At 54.2% G+C, this 19,227-nt stretch carries 17 protein-coding genes; 4 read left to right on the plus strand and 13 right to left on the minus strand.

Features of this window, described 5'->3' with window-relative positions; all coding sequences use genetic code 11:
* Positions 1-51: 51 nt before the first annotated feature.
* The 11 genes from K7H08_RS13960 to ffh form a co-directional block, all read right to left on the minus strand.
* Positions 52-1,284: a glycosyltransferase gene (locus K7H08_RS13960; RefSeq protein WP_231658285.1), complete on the minus strand. Its 1,233-nt coding sequence runs from the start codon at positions 1,282-1,284 to the stop codon at positions 52-54.
* 73 nt (positions 1,285-1,357) lie between these two features.
* Entirely contained in the window at positions 1,358-3,157 is a 1,800-nt protein-coding gene (locus K7H08_RS13965; RefSeq protein ID WP_038480982.1) for a single-stranded-DNA-specific exonuclease RecJ, read from the minus strand.
* Between the two features lie 6 nt (positions 3,158-3,163).
* A complete protein-coding gene (gene thrC, locus K7H08_RS13970) occupies positions 3,164-4,552 on the minus strand; it encodes a threonine synthase (protein WP_038480979.1) in 1,389 nt (462 codons plus the stop codon).
* Between the two features lie 3 nt (positions 4,553-4,555).
* Positions 4,556-5,872 (minus strand): homoserine dehydrogenase, encoded by a 1,317-nt coding sequence (locus K7H08_RS13975; RefSeq protein ID WP_038486493.1) that lies wholly within the window; start codon positions 5,870-5,872, stop codon positions 4,556-4,558.
* 86 nt (positions 5,873-5,958) lie between these two features.
* Positions 5,959-6,750 (minus strand): DsbC family protein, encoded by a 792-nt coding sequence (locus K7H08_RS13980; RefSeq protein ID WP_038480976.1) that lies wholly within the window; start codon positions 6,748-6,750, stop codon positions 5,959-5,961.
* Positions 6,725-7,606, minus strand: a complete 882-nt coding sequence (gene xerD, locus K7H08_RS13985; RefSeq protein ID WP_231658286.1) for a site-specific tyrosine recombinase XerD — start codon at positions 7,604-7,606, stop codon at positions 6,725-6,727. The genes K7H08_RS13980 and xerD overlap by 26 nt, the downstream gene beginning before the upstream one ends.
* A gap of 158 nt (positions 7,607-7,764) precedes the next feature.
* Positions 7,765-8,121, minus strand: a complete 357-nt coding sequence (rplS, locus tag K7H08_RS13990; RefSeq protein ID WP_009724084.1) for a 50S ribosomal protein L19 — start codon at positions 8,119-8,121, stop codon at positions 7,765-7,767.
* Positions 8,122-8,323: 202 nt separating this feature from the next.
* The gene (gene trmD / locus K7H08_RS13995) at positions 8,324-9,085 is read right to left on the minus strand and encodes a tRNA (guanosine(37)-N1)-methyltransferase TrmD (protein WP_038486491.1); all 762 of its coding nucleotides are present in this window, start codon (positions 9,083-9,085) and stop codon (positions 8,324-8,326) included.
* A gap of 101 nt (positions 9,086-9,186) precedes the next feature.
* Complete coding sequence (gene rimM / locus K7H08_RS14000; RefSeq protein WP_231658287.1) at positions 9,187-9,732, minus strand: ribosome maturation factor RimM; 546 nt, start codon at positions 9,730-9,732, stop codon at positions 9,187-9,189.
* A gap of 73 nt (positions 9,733-9,805) precedes the next feature.
* On the minus strand, positions 9,806-10,054 hold the full coding sequence (gene rpsP, locus K7H08_RS14005) for a 30S ribosomal protein S16 (RefSeq protein ID WP_009724081.1): 249 nt from the start codon (positions 10,052-10,054) through the stop codon (positions 9,806-9,808).
* A gap of 290 nt (positions 10,055-10,344) precedes the next feature.
* Positions 10,345-11,763: a signal recognition particle protein gene (ffh, locus tag K7H08_RS14010; RefSeq protein WP_009724080.1), complete on the minus strand. Its 1,419-nt coding sequence runs from the start codon at positions 11,761-11,763 to the stop codon at positions 10,345-10,347.
* A gap of 246 nt (positions 11,764-12,009) precedes the next feature.
* Between ffh and K7H08_RS14015 the strand changes: the two genes are divergently transcribed.
* Both K7H08_RS14015 and K7H08_RS14020 read left to right on the plus strand, forming a co-directional pair.
* Positions 12,010-12,807, plus strand: a complete 798-nt coding sequence (locus tag K7H08_RS14015; RefSeq protein ID WP_038480965.1) for a cytochrome C assembly family protein — start codon at positions 12,010-12,012, stop codon at positions 12,805-12,807.
* 118 nt (positions 12,808-12,925) lie between these two features.
* Positions 12,926-14,203 (plus strand): HlyC/CorC family transporter, encoded by a 1,278-nt coding sequence (locus K7H08_RS14020; protein WP_038480964.1) that lies wholly within the window; start codon positions 12,926-12,928, stop codon positions 14,201-14,203.
* Between the two features lie 11 nt (positions 14,204-14,214).
* Here the strand turns inward: K7H08_RS14020 and K7H08_RS14025 are convergent, their stop codons facing one another.
* Positions 14,215-14,868, minus strand: coding sequence for a 1-acyl-sn-glycerol-3-phosphate acyltransferase (locus K7H08_RS14025; RefSeq protein ID WP_269438917.1), 654 nt, complete (start codon positions 14,866-14,868; stop codon positions 14,215-14,217).
* A 14-nt stretch (positions 14,869-14,882) separates the two neighbouring features.
* Complete coding sequence (locus tag K7H08_RS14030; RefSeq protein ID WP_231658289.1) at positions 14,883-15,497, minus strand: TetR/AcrR family transcriptional regulator; 615 nt, start codon at positions 15,495-15,497, stop codon at positions 14,883-14,885.
* A gap of 188 nt (positions 15,498-15,685) precedes the next feature.
* On the opposite strand from K7H08_RS14030, the gene K7H08_RS14035 reads away from it, so the two are divergent.
* Both K7H08_RS14035 and K7H08_RS14040 read left to right on the plus strand, forming a co-directional pair.
* Positions 15,686-16,363 carry an SOS response-associated peptidase gene (locus K7H08_RS14035; RefSeq protein WP_038480955.1) on the plus strand — a complete coding sequence of 226 codons (678 nt, stop codon included), beginning with the start codon at positions 15,686-15,688 and terminating at the stop codon, positions 16,361-16,363.
* Between the two features lie 8 nt (positions 16,364-16,371).
* On the plus strand, positions 16,372-19,218 hold the full coding sequence (locus K7H08_RS14040; protein ID WP_231658290.1) for an insulinase family protein: 2,847 nt from the start codon (positions 16,372-16,374) through the stop codon (positions 19,216-19,218).
* Positions 19,219-19,227 lie beyond the last annotated feature (9 nt).

The raw sequence follows: 19,227 nt of genomic DNA on the forward strand, positions 1-19,227 counted from the left end.
AATCACCGGGGAGGGAGAACGTATTTCCGACGCTCAATGGCTCTTATTTCATCAGCGCCCCAGCGCACTCTCTAGTATATTGGCTGCATTGGCTGCCCCATTTGCTTTCTGCACGGCGCTTGAAAAACGCTGGGCAGATTGACGAAATACGGGCTCATGCATTAGTCGCTCTAGCTGTCGCACCAATTTATTGGGGTTAATTCTACGCACTGACATCTGCAAGCCGAATTTTTGGCGCACGCCAATTTGAGCATTGAGACGCTGCTCATAGTGGGCAGGCAGCGCCAGCATTGGCACACCCGCCGCTAATGACTGATACATACTGCCATTGCCACCGTGATATAGCATTGCTCGGGCATGCGCCAAGAGCTGTGAGCCAGGCGCATAGCGCGTAAAACGAAAATTACTCGGGGCAGCGTTCATCACCTCTTCGCTTACCTGACCACCGGTGGTCACCATAAAACGGTAAGGCAGCGCTCCCAACGTGGGATACGTGCTGCGCAGGAAATGCTCTAACAACCCTGTTGACCCCATGGTGATATAAATATTGGGCGTGCCATCTTGGAGCTCATCAAACCATTCAGGTAACGGGGCCGTTAGATCTGGGGAGATCGGCCCTACCATATGATAATCGCGAAACCGTTTAGGCAAGCTGTAGAGCCCTGGTAAATCAGGCGAAATCATTGGCATGTGATAGAGCATGTCAAAGGCATTTCGGTCTGGCCGCTGATACTTCTGATAAAGTCGCCGTCGGATACCAGACAGTAAATAGCGGTCTAAGCCTTTAGCAGCGTAGTAAGTAGGTGTTGGCGGCGTTAACAGTCTTGCGGCATAGCCATTCATGATGCCAGCACACGGGACGCCGGCAATGTACGCGGCAGTACTGGCACTTACCGTGGCATCACCCACCACTAAATCAGGTTTGGCCTGTTCGATAGCCTGCAACTGGGACTCAATAATCTTGGTTAGAGGCGCCCAATAGCGTAGGTGCACCATATCCCAAAAGGAGGCTTTCCAGCCAAGACGTTGGAAGCGTATCCATATATCGGGAAGATTCGGCTCTCGAGCATAGATAAGAGGGAACCCTGCTTCCTGAACAAGGCTCAAGCGAGAGCTGGGATGGTTAGGATCATCACCCGCGAAAATCACTTCGTGCCCACGTTGGCGCAGTACGTTGGCTATCTCGATACAACGCACTGTATGCGCAAGCACCCACCCCAGAGGGAAAAACAGGATACGTGACGGTCTGGCAGCCACATTGCTACCACTAAGCGAGTCTGACATACCAGGTTTCCTGTCTTATTCAACCATCAAACGATGTTGTCCACTGACTAAAATCCGCGAATAGCAAAGAGAATTAGACAGGGCTGGCGTGCTCTACCATCAACTGCAAGGACTCTCGTCCTCGCCAGCGGTTGCGATTGAGCTTATAGGCGCAGTGCAGCGTGTCGCCCACGCTAAATGAGGGGAGCTCCCCCGGCGTTAACGCCCGGAACCAAATCGCTTTGCTAGTCACCGCGCCCATGGAAAGTTCCATCATCAGGTGAGAACCTTCAGCACCTACTGGGCGTAGTGCTTCAACAATAAAGCGCCCTTCAAATAGTGGCGGGTCAAACTCACGCCCGTAAGGGCCAAGCGCTTCAACTTCGCTTAGCGTTAACAGAGATAGCTGCGACGTAGAGAGCTCGCCATCTGTCCATAGCCGCGGATAAAGCGGTGTATCGCCCAGTTGCTCACCAACGGCCTGTAAAAAAGCAGCTTTAAAGGCCGCTAACTGTTCTCTTGGTACGCCGACACCCGCCGCCCCACTATGGCCGCCAAAGCGCGGTAGCGACTCAGGAGCTAGCTCAAAGGTACGTTGCAGCGCATCCCGTAGGTGCAGGCCATCAATCGAGCGACCAGAACCGGTCAACATATTGGGCGCCGCCGCGCGGGTCAGCACCAACGCGGGGCGGCCATAGGCCTGCACTAACCGCGAAGCGACAATACCTTGCACGCCAGGGTGGCCATCTTCCAGCAGTACCACCACAGCAGGCTCATTAGCCTCCAGCGACGAAACGGCAAGTGCACGCGCTTCTTCCGCCATGTCCGCTTCAATCGCCTTGCGAGACTGGTTGTCTTGATCAAGCACCTCTAGCTGACGATTGGCGACACTATCACTTTCCGCGAGCATAAAATGTAACGCCGCATAGGGGTCATCCAGCCGTGAGCGAGCGTTAATTCGTGGCCCCATTTGGAACGCCAGCGTTTCAGCGTTAAATGGCACACTATCTGCCCCAAGCCGCGCCGCCATGGCGCGCCAACAGGCAGCGTCCATACGGTTGATCAGCGTTAATCCGTAGTTGACCACTGCGCGGTTAGCCGGACTACCGCCCAGCGAAACACAGTCCGCTACGGTGCCCAGTGCAACGTAAGAAAGCCACGGTGATAGCTTAGGTGTCGCATCAGGCATTGCCCCCCATTCAATCAATACGCCACGGGCAAGTGACATCAAAAGCCATGCCACCATGCACCCGGCGATCGTTTTATCGGGATAGTCACAATCACTGCGTGTCGGGTTAACGCAGGCATAGGCAGAAGGCGGTGGGCCTTCCAACGGCAGCGCGTGGTGGTCGCTGACTACCACATCAATACCAGCGGCTTTCAAGCGTGCAATTCGCGGCTCATCTGAGCTGCCGCAGTCGGCGGTAATCACCAGCGAGGGCAGCGGTTTTAAACCAAGTGTGCGCTCCACCAGCGGCAGGCTAATGCCATAGCCATCGTGGATACGGTGGCCAATCAAACTATGTAACTTGTGTTCGGATACGCCAAACAGCTCCACCAACGTACGCCGAATCACCACATGGGAGGTGATGCCGTCCACATCGTAGTCGGTGAGTATGCCGATGGATTCCCCTTCTGCCACTGCCTGGGCAATACGTTCAGCGGCACGGCGGCCATCGGCTAGCTTTTCTGGATGCGCCAAGTAACGCAAACTCGGCGCCACCAGCGGTGCGAGCTCGCCCTTATAGCCCGGCAATCGTGAGGCCAATAGCCGTGCCTGTAGCTCGCTTAAGCCTTCCGCTTGGGCACGCACATAGATAGCCTCGTCCAGTGGACGAGGCTCTAAGCGTGGCTGATTGGCGTTCTGCTGCGTAAGTGCGGGTTCGTCGGCCATTACGCCTCAGCGCCGATTGTCAGCGACAAACTGCTGCACGGCGCTCAGCTCAGCGGGCAGCACCGTGTAACGCTCTTCGCGCTCAAGCAAATCATCCATATGAGTGGGCAACGGCACACCCTGGAAACCTGCCTTGACCACGGCTTCAGCGAATTTCGCCGGATGCGCGGTAGCAAGCGTAATCACCGGCGTCGTGGTATCCACTCGTGCGCGCTCTGCAGCGCGATAGCCAGTGGCCGTATGGGGGTCAAGGATCTCCCCAGTACGGTGATGGGCTTCACGAATGACTTCCAGAATGGTCGCATCATCAACGCTATGGCTGGCGAATTTTTCGCGCAGCTTGGCCAGCGGTGCATCGGCAAGCGCCGTAGGCTCTTGCTGGAAGCGTTCTAGTAGCGCTGCCACAGCGGCACCATCGCGGTCGTATGCATCAAACAGCAAACGCTCAAAGTTTGACGAAACAACGATGTCCATTGACGGCGCGAGGGTCGCTGCCAACTCTTTCTTGGAGAAATCATTGGCGGCAAGCGTGCGATGCAGAATGTCGTTGGCATTAGTGGCAATAATGAACTGCTTCACCGGCAGCCCCATCTTAAACGCCATGTAGCCTGCGAAGACGTTACCGAAGTTAGCCGACGGAACGCAGAAGCTCACTTCTCGCTGAGGCGCGCCCAATGCAACACCAGCGGCGATGTAGTACACGATCTGCGCCATAATGCGCGCCCAGTTGATCGAGTTCACCGCCACTAAGCGCGTGCCATTCAGGAAATCCTGATTAGCAAAGCTCGCCTTAACCATTGCCTGGGCATCATCAAAATTGCCTTCGATAGCAATATTGAAGACGTTGTTGGCGAGCACAGACGTCATCTGGCGGCGCTGCACTTCAGACACGCGGTTATGCGGGTGGAGAATAAAAATATCGAGGTTATCGCAGTGGCGACAGCCTTCAATAGCCGCGGAACCGGTATCCCCAGAGGTCGCGCCCATAATGACGGCACGTTCACCACGCTTTTTCAGGAAATGATCCAGTAGCCGCCCTAGCAGCTGCAGCGCGACATCTTTAAACGCCAGCGTTGGGCCATGGAACTGCTCTAGCAGAAAGTGATTGGCATTCAACTGCTTTAACGGCACAACGGCGTCATGATTGAACGTGGCGTAAGCTTCTGTCACCAAGCGACGGAAGGTATCGTCGTCAATTTCACCATTTACAAACGGCTTCATGACCCGAAAAGCAATCTCGGCGTAGGAAAGGCCAGCCATGCTGGCCAGCTCTTCCTTAGAAAACTCGGGCAGCGTTTCCGGCACATAAAGTCCGCCGTCGCTGGCCATTCCGGTTAGCACAACCTCTTCAAAGGAGAGCGCGGGCGCTTGGCCACGCGTGCTGATATAACGCATGAGTTACTCCCCTTCGCTCAGACTTTCAACGCGAATACGGGTAACCGGCCCAGCAATATCCGCCATGGACTCGATTTCACGGATAGCATCGTTCATCTGTTTCTCTTTTGTGCGATGCGTCAGCAAAATGATCGGCACCAACTCACCTTCAGTAGCCTCTTTCTGGATCAGCGCTTCAATAGAGATGCCCTGCTCGGCCAGAATGGTGGCAACACGCGCCAACACACCCGGGCGATCCACCGCCAACAGACGCAGATAATACGCTGTGGTAATATCTTCCATCGGCATAATAGGCAGTTGACTGGCATCATCGTCGATGCCGCTAAACGCTAGGTAAGGCACCCGGTAGTGGTGATCCGTGGCGATATCACGGGCAACATCCAGCAGGTCGGCTACGACGGCAGACGCTGTCGGCTCAGCACCGGCGCCAGCGCCGTAGTAAAGTGTTGGACCAACCGCATCGCCCATCACAGCAATCGCATTTTTAACGCCGTGCACATTCGCCAGCAGGCGCTCTTTAGGAATCAACGTCGGGTGAACTCGGAGCTCTAGCCCTTGATCAGTCCGTTTAGAGATGCCCAGATGCTTAATCACGTAACCCAGGTTATCGGCCTGCTCGACGTCTTCTGCAGTAATGCGAGAAATACCTTCGGTGAAGGCTTTATCAAACTGCAGCGGCACGCCATAGGCAATTGACGCCAGGATGGTCAATTTATGGGCAGCGTCGATACCTTCCACGTCGAAAGTGGGGTCAGACTCCGCGTAACCTAGCGCTTGGGCTTCGGCCAACACGTCTTCAAACGCGCGACCTTCATCACGCATATGGGTGAGAATGTAGTTACCGGTGCCGTTTATGATGCCCGCTACCCACTCGATACGGTTAGCACCAAGGCCTTCGCGTAGCGATTTGATGACCGGAATACCGCCCGCCACAGCCGCCTCAAAGGCAACAATGACGCCTTTCTTATGCGCGGCGCGGAAAATTTCATTACCGTGAACAGCAATCAATGCCTTGTTGGCAGTCACAACGTGTTTGCCGTTTTCAATCGCCGTTAGCACCAACTCGCGGGCGATATCGTAGCCACCAATCAGCTCTACCAGCACATCCACGTTAGGGTTATTAGCCACCTCAAACACGTCAGAGGTCGCATTAATGCCGGTAATATCGCAGTCAGGGTGAATACTGCGGTGGGCAACCTGTTCAATCACAATCGGGCGGCCAGCACGACGGCTAATGTCATCAGCGTTACGTGTTAAGACGTTAAATGTACCGCCACCGACCGTACCTAACCCACAAATGCCTACTCTTACCGGTTTCAAAATACTTCCCCTTTCGTGATGGGCACCCATAGGTGCCGCCTCTTAAATCAGTGTCTCAGCGCTATCGTTCGTCACTGCACGTGACGTTATTCGTCTTCCAAGCCTAACATGCTAACGAGCCGGTCGGGGGGTACAAACCCTGGCACCATTTTCCCGTCGGGCAACACAATCGCAGGAGTACCCTGCACGCCCACAGCCTTACCTAATTCGTACTGATCGGCAACGGGGTTATCGCAGTTTGCCGATGCAGCAAGCGTTTGGCCTTGTTTAGCTTGAGTCATGGCCTCGCTACGGTTATCCGAACACCACACTTGCTCAAGCGTCGTCGCAGCACCACTGCCCATGCCTGCGCGTGGAAAGGCCATATAGTGCACTGCAATGCCGCGCTCGTTAAGCTCAGGCACCGTTTCATGTAGCCGCTCGCAGTATGGGCAGGTAGGATCCGTAAACACAATTACCGTAGCTTTCGGCTCACCCACACCTTGAAAAACGACTCGCTCGCTCGCTGGAATGGCAGCAAGCACTGTAGCCCTTTCCTGGTTACGCGCCTGCTCGGTTAAGTTAACCAAACCATTATCCGCGTTTTGATAGAGGTCCCCTACCAAAAAGTGGCTACCATCGGCATTGGAGTAAAAAGATTCACCACTTTCCAGAACAACGTGGTACACCCCGTCCATTGGCGTTGCGTTTACCTGCTCCACCGGCATTGACTGGCCGTTAACTTGCAAGTTCTCCGTCAGATACTCGGAAACGGAGTCAGCACTGGCAACAGCAGGCAGTAAACACCCCGCAAGCGCCAGCCAGGGAACACAGGATTTAGCAACTAAAGACATACGTTGATGCATTGTATCTTCAACCTCGCGGATGGTGTTCGGCATGCAATTGCTCCAGGCGCGCCTGGGCAACATGCGTATAAATTTGCGTTGTAGATAGGTCGCTATGACCTAACAACAGCTGTACGACCCGCAAATTAGCACCATGATTCAATAAATGAGTCGCAAATGCGTGGCGTAACGTGTGAGGCGACAAGGGCCGAGTAATACCCGCAGTGATAGCGTGGGCTTTAATGCGGTGCCAAAACGTTTGCCGCGTCATGGCTTTATCTGCTCGCCCAGGAAACAGCGCGGGCCGTGTAGGATCTTGCATCAGCGCAGGCCGAGCCGTCTTCACATAATGCCCTATCCACTCGGCAGCCTCTTCACCCATTGGCACCAGCCGATCTTTATCGCCCTTGCCTCTTACGCGAACAACCCCTTGGCGAAGATTGACCGCATCGCCAGTCAATCCAACCAGCTCCGACACGCGTAGCCCGCAGGCATACAACAGCTCAAGCATGGTGCGGTCGCGAACTCCAAGCGAGGTGCTGATATCAGGGGCGAGCAACAGACGCTCAACCTCTTCCTCTTCCAGGGTATTCGGCAAGCTAGGGCGTACCCGCGGCAGCGACACATTGGCCAATGGGTCACTGGCGATATGCCCATAAAGCCGTGCCCAACGGTAAAAACTGCGCAGCGACGAGAGTAGCCGTGCATTACTGCGTAGTTGATAGCCCTGTTCTCGACGTAATTCCAACCACTCGCTAAAACGCTCTGATGAAGGAGTTAACAGTGTTTCTCCCGCACTTTCGAGCTGCTGTTGCCAAGCAGTTAAGTCATGCCGATAGGCCGCTAACGTATGGTCGCTTGCCCCTTGCTCTAACCATAAGGCATCTAGATAGGCATCTATCACGCTCATAGGCTAACGGTCTCTTGACGGTGGTACCACACAAACAAAAACCCCGCCCCGCAAAGCGGTGACGGGGTCTTGGTATCCGAGCGCGACGCATGTCAAAAACTACGCATTTCAAAAACTACGCATGTCAAAAACAGCGTGCGCCCGTGAAAAAGTGGCAGTTAAGCCAGCTTTTCCTTGATACGCGCCGACTTGCCGCTGCGCTCGCGCAGGTAGTACAGCTTGGCTTGACGAACGTCACCGCGACGCTTGACTTCAATAGAGTCAACCAACGGGCTGTAGGTCTGGAAAGTACGCTCAACACCAACACCGTGAGAAATTTTACGTACGGTGAAAGCGGAGTTCAGGCCACGGTTACGCTTACCGATGACCACACCTTCAAACGCCTGCAGGCGCTCACGAGTACCTTCCTTTACTTTAACCTGAACGACGATGGTGTCGCCCGGTGCAAAGGCCGGAATCTCTTTGCCCATTTGCTCGGATTCGATCGCCTGGATCACCTTGTTCTTGCTGCTCATTTTCATACTCCTAAATAACGTAATGGCTTGCCACGCAGTTGTGGAAGGGGCAAACCGTGATCCCGGCGCTCGAAGCGAGCTACGCGGGAGTCGTTATGGGTGACGCAGGTGCGTAGGCTAAGTCTCGTAGACTAACTGTCTCACAGACTATCTGCCTAATTTGCCCTGCACCGCCGCTCGGTTCTATGCAATTGAAGAACAATCACTTAGTTGACAGAGCGTGTTCCTCGATAAACTCGTCTAGAAGCCGCTGTTGCTCGGCATCAAGCGTACGCCCTGCTAATAAATCAGGACGGCGCTGCCATGTACGGCCTAACGACTGTTTTAACCGCCAGCGCTTGATGGCCGCATGATTACCGCTTAACAGCACATCAGGCACTTGTCGCCCGTCAATCGTCTCAGGACGGGTATAGTGCGGACAGTCTAACAAGCCATCATTGAACGAGTCTTCGATAGCGGAATCCTGGTGACCCAACACACCGGGTACCAGCCGTGCCGCCGCGTCAATTAGCACCATTGCTGGCAACTCACCACCGCTCAGCACATAGTCACCAATTGACCATTCTTCATCAATGTCACTTTCCACCACGCGCTCATCAATGCCTTCATAGCGCCCAGCGACCACTACGAGAGGGCCTGCTGAGGCGAGCGCTTGAACACCCTGCTGATCCAACTTACGCCCTTGGGGCGAGAGATAGATCACGGTAGGCGATTGTCCCGTCGCTTGCTCTGCTCGTTGCCGAGCATCAAAGATAGCAGCACGCAGGGTGTCTACCTTCATCAGCATACCGGGGCCGCCGCCGTAAGGGCGATCGTCCACGCTGCGGTGGCGGTCGGTGGCGTAATCGCGCGGATTCCAAAATTCCAGGGCAATACGCTGTTTCTCTACCGCTCGACCAACCACACCTTGTTGGGTAATCGCATCGAACATCTCTGGAAACAGCGATACCACGCCAATCCACATCGCGGGAGCATCCATTAAGCTGCTTTCTTCACCGTTTGCTGCAGTAACAGTTGAATCAGTTACTGTGAGCTCGCTCGACAACTGCTTACTCAAACCTGTTTTCAAAACTCAGGATCCCAATTCACGACCATACGGCCATCTTCGAGGCTGATTTCAACAATTACATCATCGGGTAAGAAAGGTAGCAGCCGCTCACGCTTATCAATTGCGTCGTTATCACCGCGCACCACAATGACATCGTTTGCGCCGGTTTCAAACAGGTAACTGACCTGCCCTAACCGCTCGCCTGACTGAGTGAAGACAGTTAAGCCTTCAAGCTCATGCCAGTAATACTCATCATCGGAAAGCGTAGGCAGTACCTCTTTCGGCATCAGAATGTCCGTTTGCGCCAGCGCTTCGGCTGCCGTTCGGTCATCAACACCTTTTAGCTGCACCACAAGACCCTTGCCTTGCCGACGTCCCTGAATCACGGTCATGCGCGTAAGGGATTCCCCTTGGCGCACCCACCATTCTGGGTATTCCATGATGCTGTCTATGGGATTGGTATAGGAGTAGACCTTAAGCCAACCTTTAATCCCGTGAGGGCTAGTTAGCTTACCAAGCACCACATGTGCGTCGTCTGTATGGCTAGTTTCAAAACGCGTCATCGACGACCGCTCCAACAAATTACAACGACAACATCACCTACTATCACTTACTGACAGTCACGCATTAACCGGCTTAAGCCTGTTTACGCGCTTCTTTAACCAGCTCAGCAACACGACCAGACAACTGGGCGCCTTGGCTCTGCCAGTGAGTAACACGCTCAAGATCAACGCGCAGACGCTCTTCTTGACCACGGGCAACCGGGTTGAAGAAGCCGATACGCTCGATGAAACGGCCGTCACGGGCGTTGCGTGAATCAGTAACAGTCAGGTGATAAAAGGGACGCTTTTTGGCGCCACCACGTGCCAAACGAATGGTAACCATACGATAACTATCCTTCGGTTGAGGTTACGAGAGTGTGCAATAGCGCAGATCGCTAACAGAACACTCGTCATACTATTTTCTCGGCACTGCAGACTAAAATCAGTGATTTGCTGCGTACCATCAGGTTCTTCACTGGCAGATGGTAAGGCGATGCTCGCGCATTTTTGCCAACACCCACGCATGAAGAGGCCGCATTCTACGCAAATGCGCTCTGCTTGGAAAGCCTGACAGCCAGAAAACTCTTAAGCCGTCAACCTTGCCAAGCACGTTACAAGGTTGCTAACAATGGCTTAACGCCAGGGAAGACCGCCGGGGCCACCCATACCGCCCATTCCACCGGCACCGCCAGGACCACCCGGCCCGCCGCCGCCCATCATGCCAGACATGCCGCGCATCATTTTCTGCATCCCGCCTTTTTTGCCTGCTTTTTTCATCATTTTCTGCATCTGCTTATGCTGTTTTAGCAGGCGATTCAGGTCAGGTACTTGCAGGCCAGCACCCGCTGCAATACGGCGTTTGCGCGAACCATTGATGATATCGGGCTTGCGGCGCTCTTTAGGGGTCATTGAGTTAATCAATGCCTCCAGCTTGCCAAGCTCTTTCTCCGGACCAGGGCCTTGTGCCATTTCAGCCATTTGCCCCATGCCGGGCAGTTTGCCAAGTAGGCCACCCATGCCGCCCATTTTCTTGAGCTGCTGTAACTGATCGCGGAAATCTTCCAGGTCAAAACCGTCACCCTTCTTGACCTTACTGGCCAGCTTGGCGGCTTTGTCTTTATCCACCGTGCGCTCGGCTTCTTCGATCAGCGACAGCATATCGCCCATACCCAGAATCCGTGATGCCACACGGTCCGGATGGAAAGGCTCTAGGGCGTCTACTTTCTCACCAACCCCCATAAACTTAATGGGCTTACCAGTGATATGGCGTACCGAAAGAGCTGCACCACCACGGGCATCACCGTCAGCCTTGGTGAGAATCACCCCGGTAAGCGGCAGTGCATCGTGAAATGCTTTCGCCGTATTCACCGCATCCTGGCCGGTCATGGCATCGACCACAAACAGCGTTTCTTCCGGCGAAATTGCTTTATGCAGCGCCTGGATTTCGGCCATCATCGCTTCATCGATGGCCAGCCGCCCGGCGGTATCGACTAATACGACATCATGGAACTGAATCTTGGCGTGTTTGATTGCCGCCGTGGCAATATCCACTGGCTTCTGATCGGAACGAGACGGAAAGAAATCCACCTGAACTTCTTTTGCCAGCGTCTCTAGCTGATCAATCGCCGCTGGACGATAAACGTCGGCGGAGACCACCAGCACTTTTTTCTTTTCGCGTTCACGCAGATAACGCGCCAGTTTAGCAACAGAGGTGGTTTTACCCGCCCCTTGCAGGCCTGCCATCAACACGACCGCAGGTGAGCCTTTTAGGGATAAGCCTTCATTGGCTTCGCCCATAATCGCTTCCAGCTCTTGCTGGACGATTTTAACGAATTGCTGGCCTGGTGAGAGACTCTTCGAGACTTCCTGGCCAACAGCACGTTCACGAACACGCTCAATAAATGCCTTCACCACCGGCAAGGCGACATCTGCCTCTAACAGTGCTTTACGCACTTCGCGCAGGGTGTCTTTGATATTGTCGTCAGTTAGCCGCGCTTGGCCTTTGATCGACTTCAACGTCTGGGAAAGACGCTCACTCAGATTCTGAAACATGGGGCCTCTGCCTCCGTCGTTGTCGCCGGGCGGTCACACCGGACGAATGTAGAATCGATTATACGCGCTCGCCGCGCGAGTCTCCATGGTCGTCAACATTGGTTATCGATGGCTGTGCGACGCCGCTATGATTGGTTATAGTAGGCAAACTGTTCTAGCTTGAACGATTTAGCACCGCTGACTTTCACAGCGTTGATTAAATGACACTGGATTCAACAACGCGCTGCAAGGCGCACGGATAGCATCATGCAGGCGCTCCCTTTCGCCACGATCGCTTTTATACTCTATGTCGCCGCTGCCATCTGGCAGGGCATGACTTTATTTCGTCGCGTGCCACCACGCCAGGGCATGGTGCGTCTACTTGGTGCGCTTGGGCTTTTACTGCATATCCCAGTGGTTGTGGAGCTTGTTAGCTCAGCCCCAGGGCTACTGCCTGGTTTCACAACCAGCGCAACGCTTCTGATGGCCGTGGCCGTCAACGTTGTGCTCGTCGCCAGCCTGTTTAAGCCGGTGCTCAACGCTGGCATCGTGCTATTCCCTCTCGCAGGTATCGCGCTTATTTTTGCCACTTGGTTACCGAGCCAGGGGAGCCAAAGCGGCTTAACGCTCGGCATTTTACTGCATGCCGTCAGCTCTGCGCTGGCGTTTGCCGTCTTGGCAATTGCCGCGATTCAAGCGGTGCTGGTCGGTCTGCAGAACCAAGCACTGCGCCATCACCATATTCGTGGCATTGTGCAATCGTTACCACCGCTCACCACCATGGAAAGAGTGCTGTTTGAACTGGTATGGTCGGGCATTATATTGCTGACACTTTCGATCATCAGCGGGCTGATCTTTCTCGACAATATGTTCGCGCAGCATTTGGTGCATAAAACGGTACTTTCGCTGGGAGCGTGGATTATTTTCACCACACTTTTAGTGGGTCGATATCGTTTTGGCTGGCGTGGCATGCGCGCTGTGCGCTGGACGCTTGGCGGGTGCATACTGCTACTGCTGGCTTACTTTGGCAGCAAGTTTGTACTGGAAATCTTGCTCAATCGCTAAACCTATACTCACCGTATTATCAGCACTGATTTAATTTGGCGTTGATAACAGTGGCCTTGACAGGCCACTTCCATACTTCTAAAAATCGAGCCTAATACGCCATAAAGGAACTTTCGACTTGAGCGACGACTTCCCCCTGGGGTTACTGTTCGGCCTGCTAGCTATTTTGATATTGCTGTCTGCCTTTTTCTCCAGCTCTGAAACAGGCATGATGTCGATAAACCGCTATCGACTAAGCCATCAAGCTAACAGCGGTGATCGCCGCGCAAAGCGTGTCATGCGGTTATTGACGCGTCCCGATCGACTGATTGGCGTTATTTTAATTGGCAATAACTTCGTCAATAACTTAGCCGCCTCGATTGCTACCATCATTGCCATTCACTTCTTTGGTGACGTCTCCGGCCCAGCTATTTCAACGGCGCTACTGACGATTACAATCCTTATTTTTGCCGAAGTGACACCGAAAACCTACGCGGCTATCAAGCCTGAGCGGATCGCTTACCCTACTTCCCTGGGCCTGGAGCCACTGCTCAAACTACTTTACCCACTGGTATGGCTAGTCAACGTCATCTCAAATGGCCTATTACGCCTAATGGGCGTTAAAAGTGTTGAGAACGGCGGCGACAGTTTAACCCGCGATGAACTGCGCACTGTCGTTCACGAAGCAGGCACGCTAATTCCCTACCGACACCGCGCTATGCTGCTGTCGATTCTTGATCTTGAGAATGTCACGGTTAACGACATCATGGTGCCGCGACACGAAGTTCTTGGCATCGACCTTGACGACACGCTGGAAGATATTCTTACCCAGATCCGCACCAGCCAACATACCCGTCTACCGGTCTATAAAGGCGATATCAACAATATTATTGGCATGCTGCATCTACGCAATGCAGCGCGCTTTCTATCGCGCAGCGAAGTCACCAAAGCAGCGATTGTTCAAGAAGCACGGGAGCCGTATTTCATTCCCGAATCCACACCGTTACATACACAGCTACTGAACTTCCAAAAGCAGAAGCGGCGTATTGGTATTGTGGTGGATGAGTACGGCGACGTGGAAGGCTTGGTAACCTTAGAAGATATTCTTGAGGAGATTGTCGGGGAATTCACCACCGATGTCTCAGAAGATGATGAAATTCATCAGCAAGATGATGGCAGCCATGTCATTGAGGGCACTGCCAATATTCGTGAAATTAACAAAATGCTTGGCTGGCAACTGCCCACTGACGGCCCCAAAACCCTGAATGGCTTAATCCTTGAGCACCTGGAAGCGTTTCCGGAAGGGCCTGCCTGCTTGCAGATTGGTAATACGCGGATGGAAATTTTAGAAATCCGTGACAACCTGATCACTTCAGCACGCTGCTGGCAAAAGCTGCGCCTTGCACGCCGAACGTAGCGACTAACCGTCTAACCAATTTGGCGGTGGGTGATTTCGCTATCACCCGCCGCTTTCAGCGCCCTCACGCGGGCCTCTAAATAGCGACGCAAGGCGATATCCTCCACCTCATGAACCAACACCGGCGGCCCGAAGTGTAAGCTAACCCGCGCACGAAAACGTGACGGCCATTTTTTAAGTGCCTTGCCACCGTAGTGTGATGTCCAAGACCCCCACAACCCCGCCAAGCCAGCCGGAATGACGGGCACATTATCGCGAGCAAGAATGGTTTCGAGCCCGCGCCTAAAGGCGTGGATATCGCCATCTGGAGTGATACGCCCTTCAGGAAACACCATTACGATATCACCTGCGCGAAGCGCGCGACTCACCTCATCCAGCGTTCGACGCAGCGCACCAGGACTATGCCGCTCTGATTCAATCGGAATCGCGCCCACAAGCTGGAACCACCACTTTAGCCAGCGGGACTCAAAGATAGGCTGATCCATCACAAACCGCAGCGGCCTGGGGCTACCGCCGCCTAACACCAACGCATCCATAAAGCTGACGTGGTTACAGACTACCAGGGCAGCGCCGCGCTTAGGCACGTTCTCTTGGCCATGTACAGAGAACCGATAACACACACGCATAATGACATAAATGACGCGACGCAACGCGCAACGAACCATTTTCAACCACCACGTCACGTCGCCGTCTCCCGATGGCGCAGGCCAGCCAGCACCGTGCTCATTAGCTGATCCAGCAGTTCATCCACCTTCAACTGCTGACCTTGCCAATAGCCTAAGCGCTCGTTTAATCCAAGCTGCACCAAGCCGTGTACGCTTCCCCAGAGGGTGCGCCCAAGGCGTCGCGCTTCAAGATCATCCAATGCTGGCTGATACCGTTTCAACGACGTTTCCACCTGAGTGAACAGCGCTTCAATAAGATCACTCTGGCGCTGATCCAGCTCGCCTTCTTGGGCCAGTGGATAATCAAATAGCAGCTGCCAGCGGTAGCAGCCTTGCTCAGCGAAGCGCCAATAAGCGAGCGCTAGCGAGCGCAGCCATGGCTCAGGATCATCTTCTGCCAGGCTAGTAATGGTATGCTGTAAGCGTGCCAACGTTTCAACGTTGACGTGCTGCAATAAGTTATTAAAGCTGCCATATAATTTAAGCAGCGTACTTGGCGCGCAGCCCACTTCTCTGGCCAGGGCACGCAGTGACAAACCATGGACTGGCTGCTTAGCCAACCACTCATCACAAGCGTGCATGACCTGCGCGTGGAGGGCATCGGGCGCATGCTGTCTAGGACGGGCCATGGCGATCTCTTAAGGTCAACGGCAAACAGGAAGAATGCCTCATCGCGCTTTAGCGTGAGCAAGGGATACGCTAGGATACCTTACATCGAACACTGTTTTCGACACTAAAACACGACATTTAACCTATTGTTGCGCTACCCCGCCATTTTGCACGCTCACTACCCCCCATTTCGCATAAGGAGACAGGCATGACGGGACGCCTTCACGTGCAGCGCCTCACGCTATCACGCCTTGTGCCCTCGCTGACTGATTCTGAACCACTTATCGAATCGCCTAACTTAGCGCCCAGACAGCCTGTATCGGCAATACGCCTTGAACAGGGACGCTTGCGGCTTCAGCCATTATTTTGGGGACTAACGCCTCCTTGGCTGAAGGTACTCGATCACGCGCCCCATTGCGCTAGAGCAGAAACGCTTAATCAGCGCGCCATGTTTAACGAGGCGTTTAGTGCTCGCCGCTGTGTCATTCCAGTCAGTGGGTTTTACATCTGGAAGATACAAGCACACAGCAAGCAACCCTATCTCGTTACCCACGTTAACCGAGGGCCACTGTTACTGGGTGCTTTATGGTGCCGTTACCACACAACGCTCACCGCATTTACTGACTCGACGGCGCTGATCAGCGTACCTGCCAACGCCTGCCTTTCTTCACTGACTGACCGATTACCTGTTGTCATCCCTCCAGAAGCGTTAACGCGCTGGCTGGACCCGACGACCGACCTTGAAGCACTCAATGCGCTATTAATACCTGCGCCATTGGAACTGTTGGGCGCTTTTCCGGTATCAAAACATGTTAACAATCCTGCCTATCAGTCATCGTCCTGCGCCCACCCGGTGGGGCCGATGCTGCGCTGGGCTGTGCCATAGGAACCGTAATGTTACGATCTAATGAACCTCTGCCTAACCGTTACGCTGCACGGCAGGCCGTCATCGGCGTCGTGATTGGCGTCGCTTGGTGCACTCCTTTTTTCGCCTTCGCTCAAGACACCCCTGTAAAGGACGCCATCACGCCTATCGTCAGCCCATTTGACGAGCGCGATTACCGCGTACTGACGCTGGAAAACGGTCTTCAGGCGCTGCTTGTTAGCGACCCAGAGGCCGATAAAGCCGCCGCCTCAATGAATGTTCGTGTAGGCAGTGCTCAAGACCCTGACGACCTGCAGGGGCTAGCCCACTTTTTAGAGCATATGCTGTTTTTAGGTACCGAACCGTACCCTCAGTCTGATGCCTATCAGCGCTACATTTCTGATAATGCGGGCTCCCACAACGCCTTTACCGCCCAACAAGACACCAACTATTTTTTTGATATTGAGCCTTCGGCCTTGCCAGGCGCGCTGGACCGCTTTAGCGAATTCTTCCTTTCACCGCTATTTAACGCCGATCATTTAGAAAGCGAACGGAATATTGTTCACTCTGAGTACATGGCACGCATTCGTGATGAATCCCGCCGTGAAAACGATGTATTGAATCAGCTACTAAATCCAGGCAACCCCACGACGGGCTTTGCAGTAGGTAGCCGTGACACCCTCGCTAACCCACCCGAGGGTGAAGCTACTCTTCGCGAGCGGGTGATTGATTTTTATCATCGCTACTATGATGCCAACGTCATGAACTTGGCCATTGTTGCCCCCCAGCCGCTTGATACCCTTGAAGCACTGGTAGTAGAACGCTTTGCCCCCCTTCCAGATAATGGCCTAAGCGTTCCGACCATAGGCGCGCCACTGATCGATCCAGACACGCTGCCCCGCTACATTGAGCGCCAGTCATTACAGGATCGCCGTCAACTACGTTTCTACTTTCCGATTCCCGATCCCACCGATGAATACCGTACGAAGCCGACCCAACTGATCTCTCACCTAATTGGCGATGAAGGCGACGGCAGCTTGCTGGCAGCGCTACGCAAAGCGGGTCTTGCGGATGCACTTTCAGCCGGCGTAGGCCGAGGAGACGGCAATGAGGCGCTGTTTACCATCTCGATTAGCTTAACGCCAGCCGGAGCAGAGCGGCTGGACGATATTGAGGCCACTCTATTTGCTGCCATTGAGCAGATGCGCGAGGAAGGGTTAGCTGAGTGGCGCTACGAGGAACAAAAAAACCTGAATGAACAGGCGTTCCGTTTTCAGCAACATGGCGCACCGCAGCAGGAAGCTACCCGCTTAGCCATGAGCCTTTCTCGTTATCCGGTAGATGATGTGCAGTATGCGCCTTACCGGATGGATGGCATGGATAGTGAGCGGCAGCAGCTGTATCTCGACGCACTAACCCCAGATAACATGCTGCGCTTCTACTCTGCACCGGACGTAGAAAGCGACACCGTCTCACCCTGGTTCAACACCCAGTGGAAAGAGCAACCACCCGCTCAGCCAGGTCAAGCACTAGGCGGCCTAGCGCTACCTGAGCCCAACCCCTTTATCGCCAGCGACCTTACTCTCAAAGCGGGGCAAGATGAGCGCCCAGAGGTGTTAATTGATGCGCCTTCATTTACCGCATGGCACATGCAAGACAGCCGCTTTAGCACGCCAAGCGTTGAGTGGCGGGTAAGCCTCCAGCACCCCAGCGCCAGCTATTCGCCGGAAGAAGCGGTACTCACACGCCTCTTAGCGAGTTGGCTAAATGACAGCCTAAACGAGTCGTTATATCCAGCCTGGCTGGCTGGTCAGTCGTTCAGCGCTTACGCTCACGGACGTGGTATGACGCTGTCGTTTTCAGGCTGGCGCGATGGACAAACGCCTCTGATAGAGCAGGCGATTGAACAGCTTAAGCGCGCCGACATTTCCCCCAGCGCCTTTGAACGTGTGCGCTATCAACTCCAGCGCGAGTGGCGCAACGCCCCCCAAGCATCGCTTTATGGCCAGGCAAGCCGTGCACTGGGCGAAGCGCTTCTGACACCCCAATGGTCAACGGCTGAGTTATTTGACGCCAGCCAGCGGTTAGAGCGTCACCACTTAGAAAACTTCCGCAAACGGTTTTTAGACGCGCTTTACATCGATGCAATGGCCGTTGGCAATTTGGATAAAGAGCTGGCTCGTGAGCAGGCCAGTGTAATACGCGGAGCGTTATCACCGCGTCTCACTCGTGAGGATATCCCCGAGCTTGAAGCGCTACAGGTGAGCAATCAGCCTGAGGTGCTTCACCCGCACAGTACCCGCGAAGAGTCGCTTGTGTTGCGTTATTTACAGGGTCGCGACAAATCCACTGAAGAGCAGGCGCGCCTCAGCGTATTGGCGCAATGGTTGGATACGCCCTTTTATCAGCAACTACGTACCGAGGAGCAGCTTGGCTACATCGTTAATGCAGGTTACTCCCCGCTGCTAGAAGCGCCGGGGATTGCCTTGGTGGTTCAGTCGCCGGATGTTGAGAGCAGCATGATCGCCGAGCGCATGGACGCCTTTATGGCGGCAGCGGGCGAGCGCCTGAATACGTTAACCGAGGAGGAGCTAGCGCCGCATCGTCAAGCCGTTCATTCTCGCTTGACCCAGCGAGACACGAGCCTACAGGGCATGGCAAACCGCTACTGGCAAGCCACAGCACTGGAGGACGTGCACTTTGATCGCCGTGAACAACTCGCCACACTAGCGTTGGATGTTAGCGTACAAGAACTGCAGGCACTGTGGCCGACGCTTCAATCACACCAGTTAGACATTCGCTACAACCCTGGCGACTCACCAAGTGATATCGCCCCCTACCGAGAAGCACGCGTGCCGTTTACCGACGCACGCTAAGTGCTAATT

The sequence above is a fragment of the Halomonas sp. IOP_6 genome (genome assembly GCF_021151565.1).
GTDB classification, from domain to species: Bacteria; Pseudomonadota; Gammaproteobacteria; order Pseudomonadales; family Halomonadaceae; genus Vreelandella; species Vreelandella alkaliphila.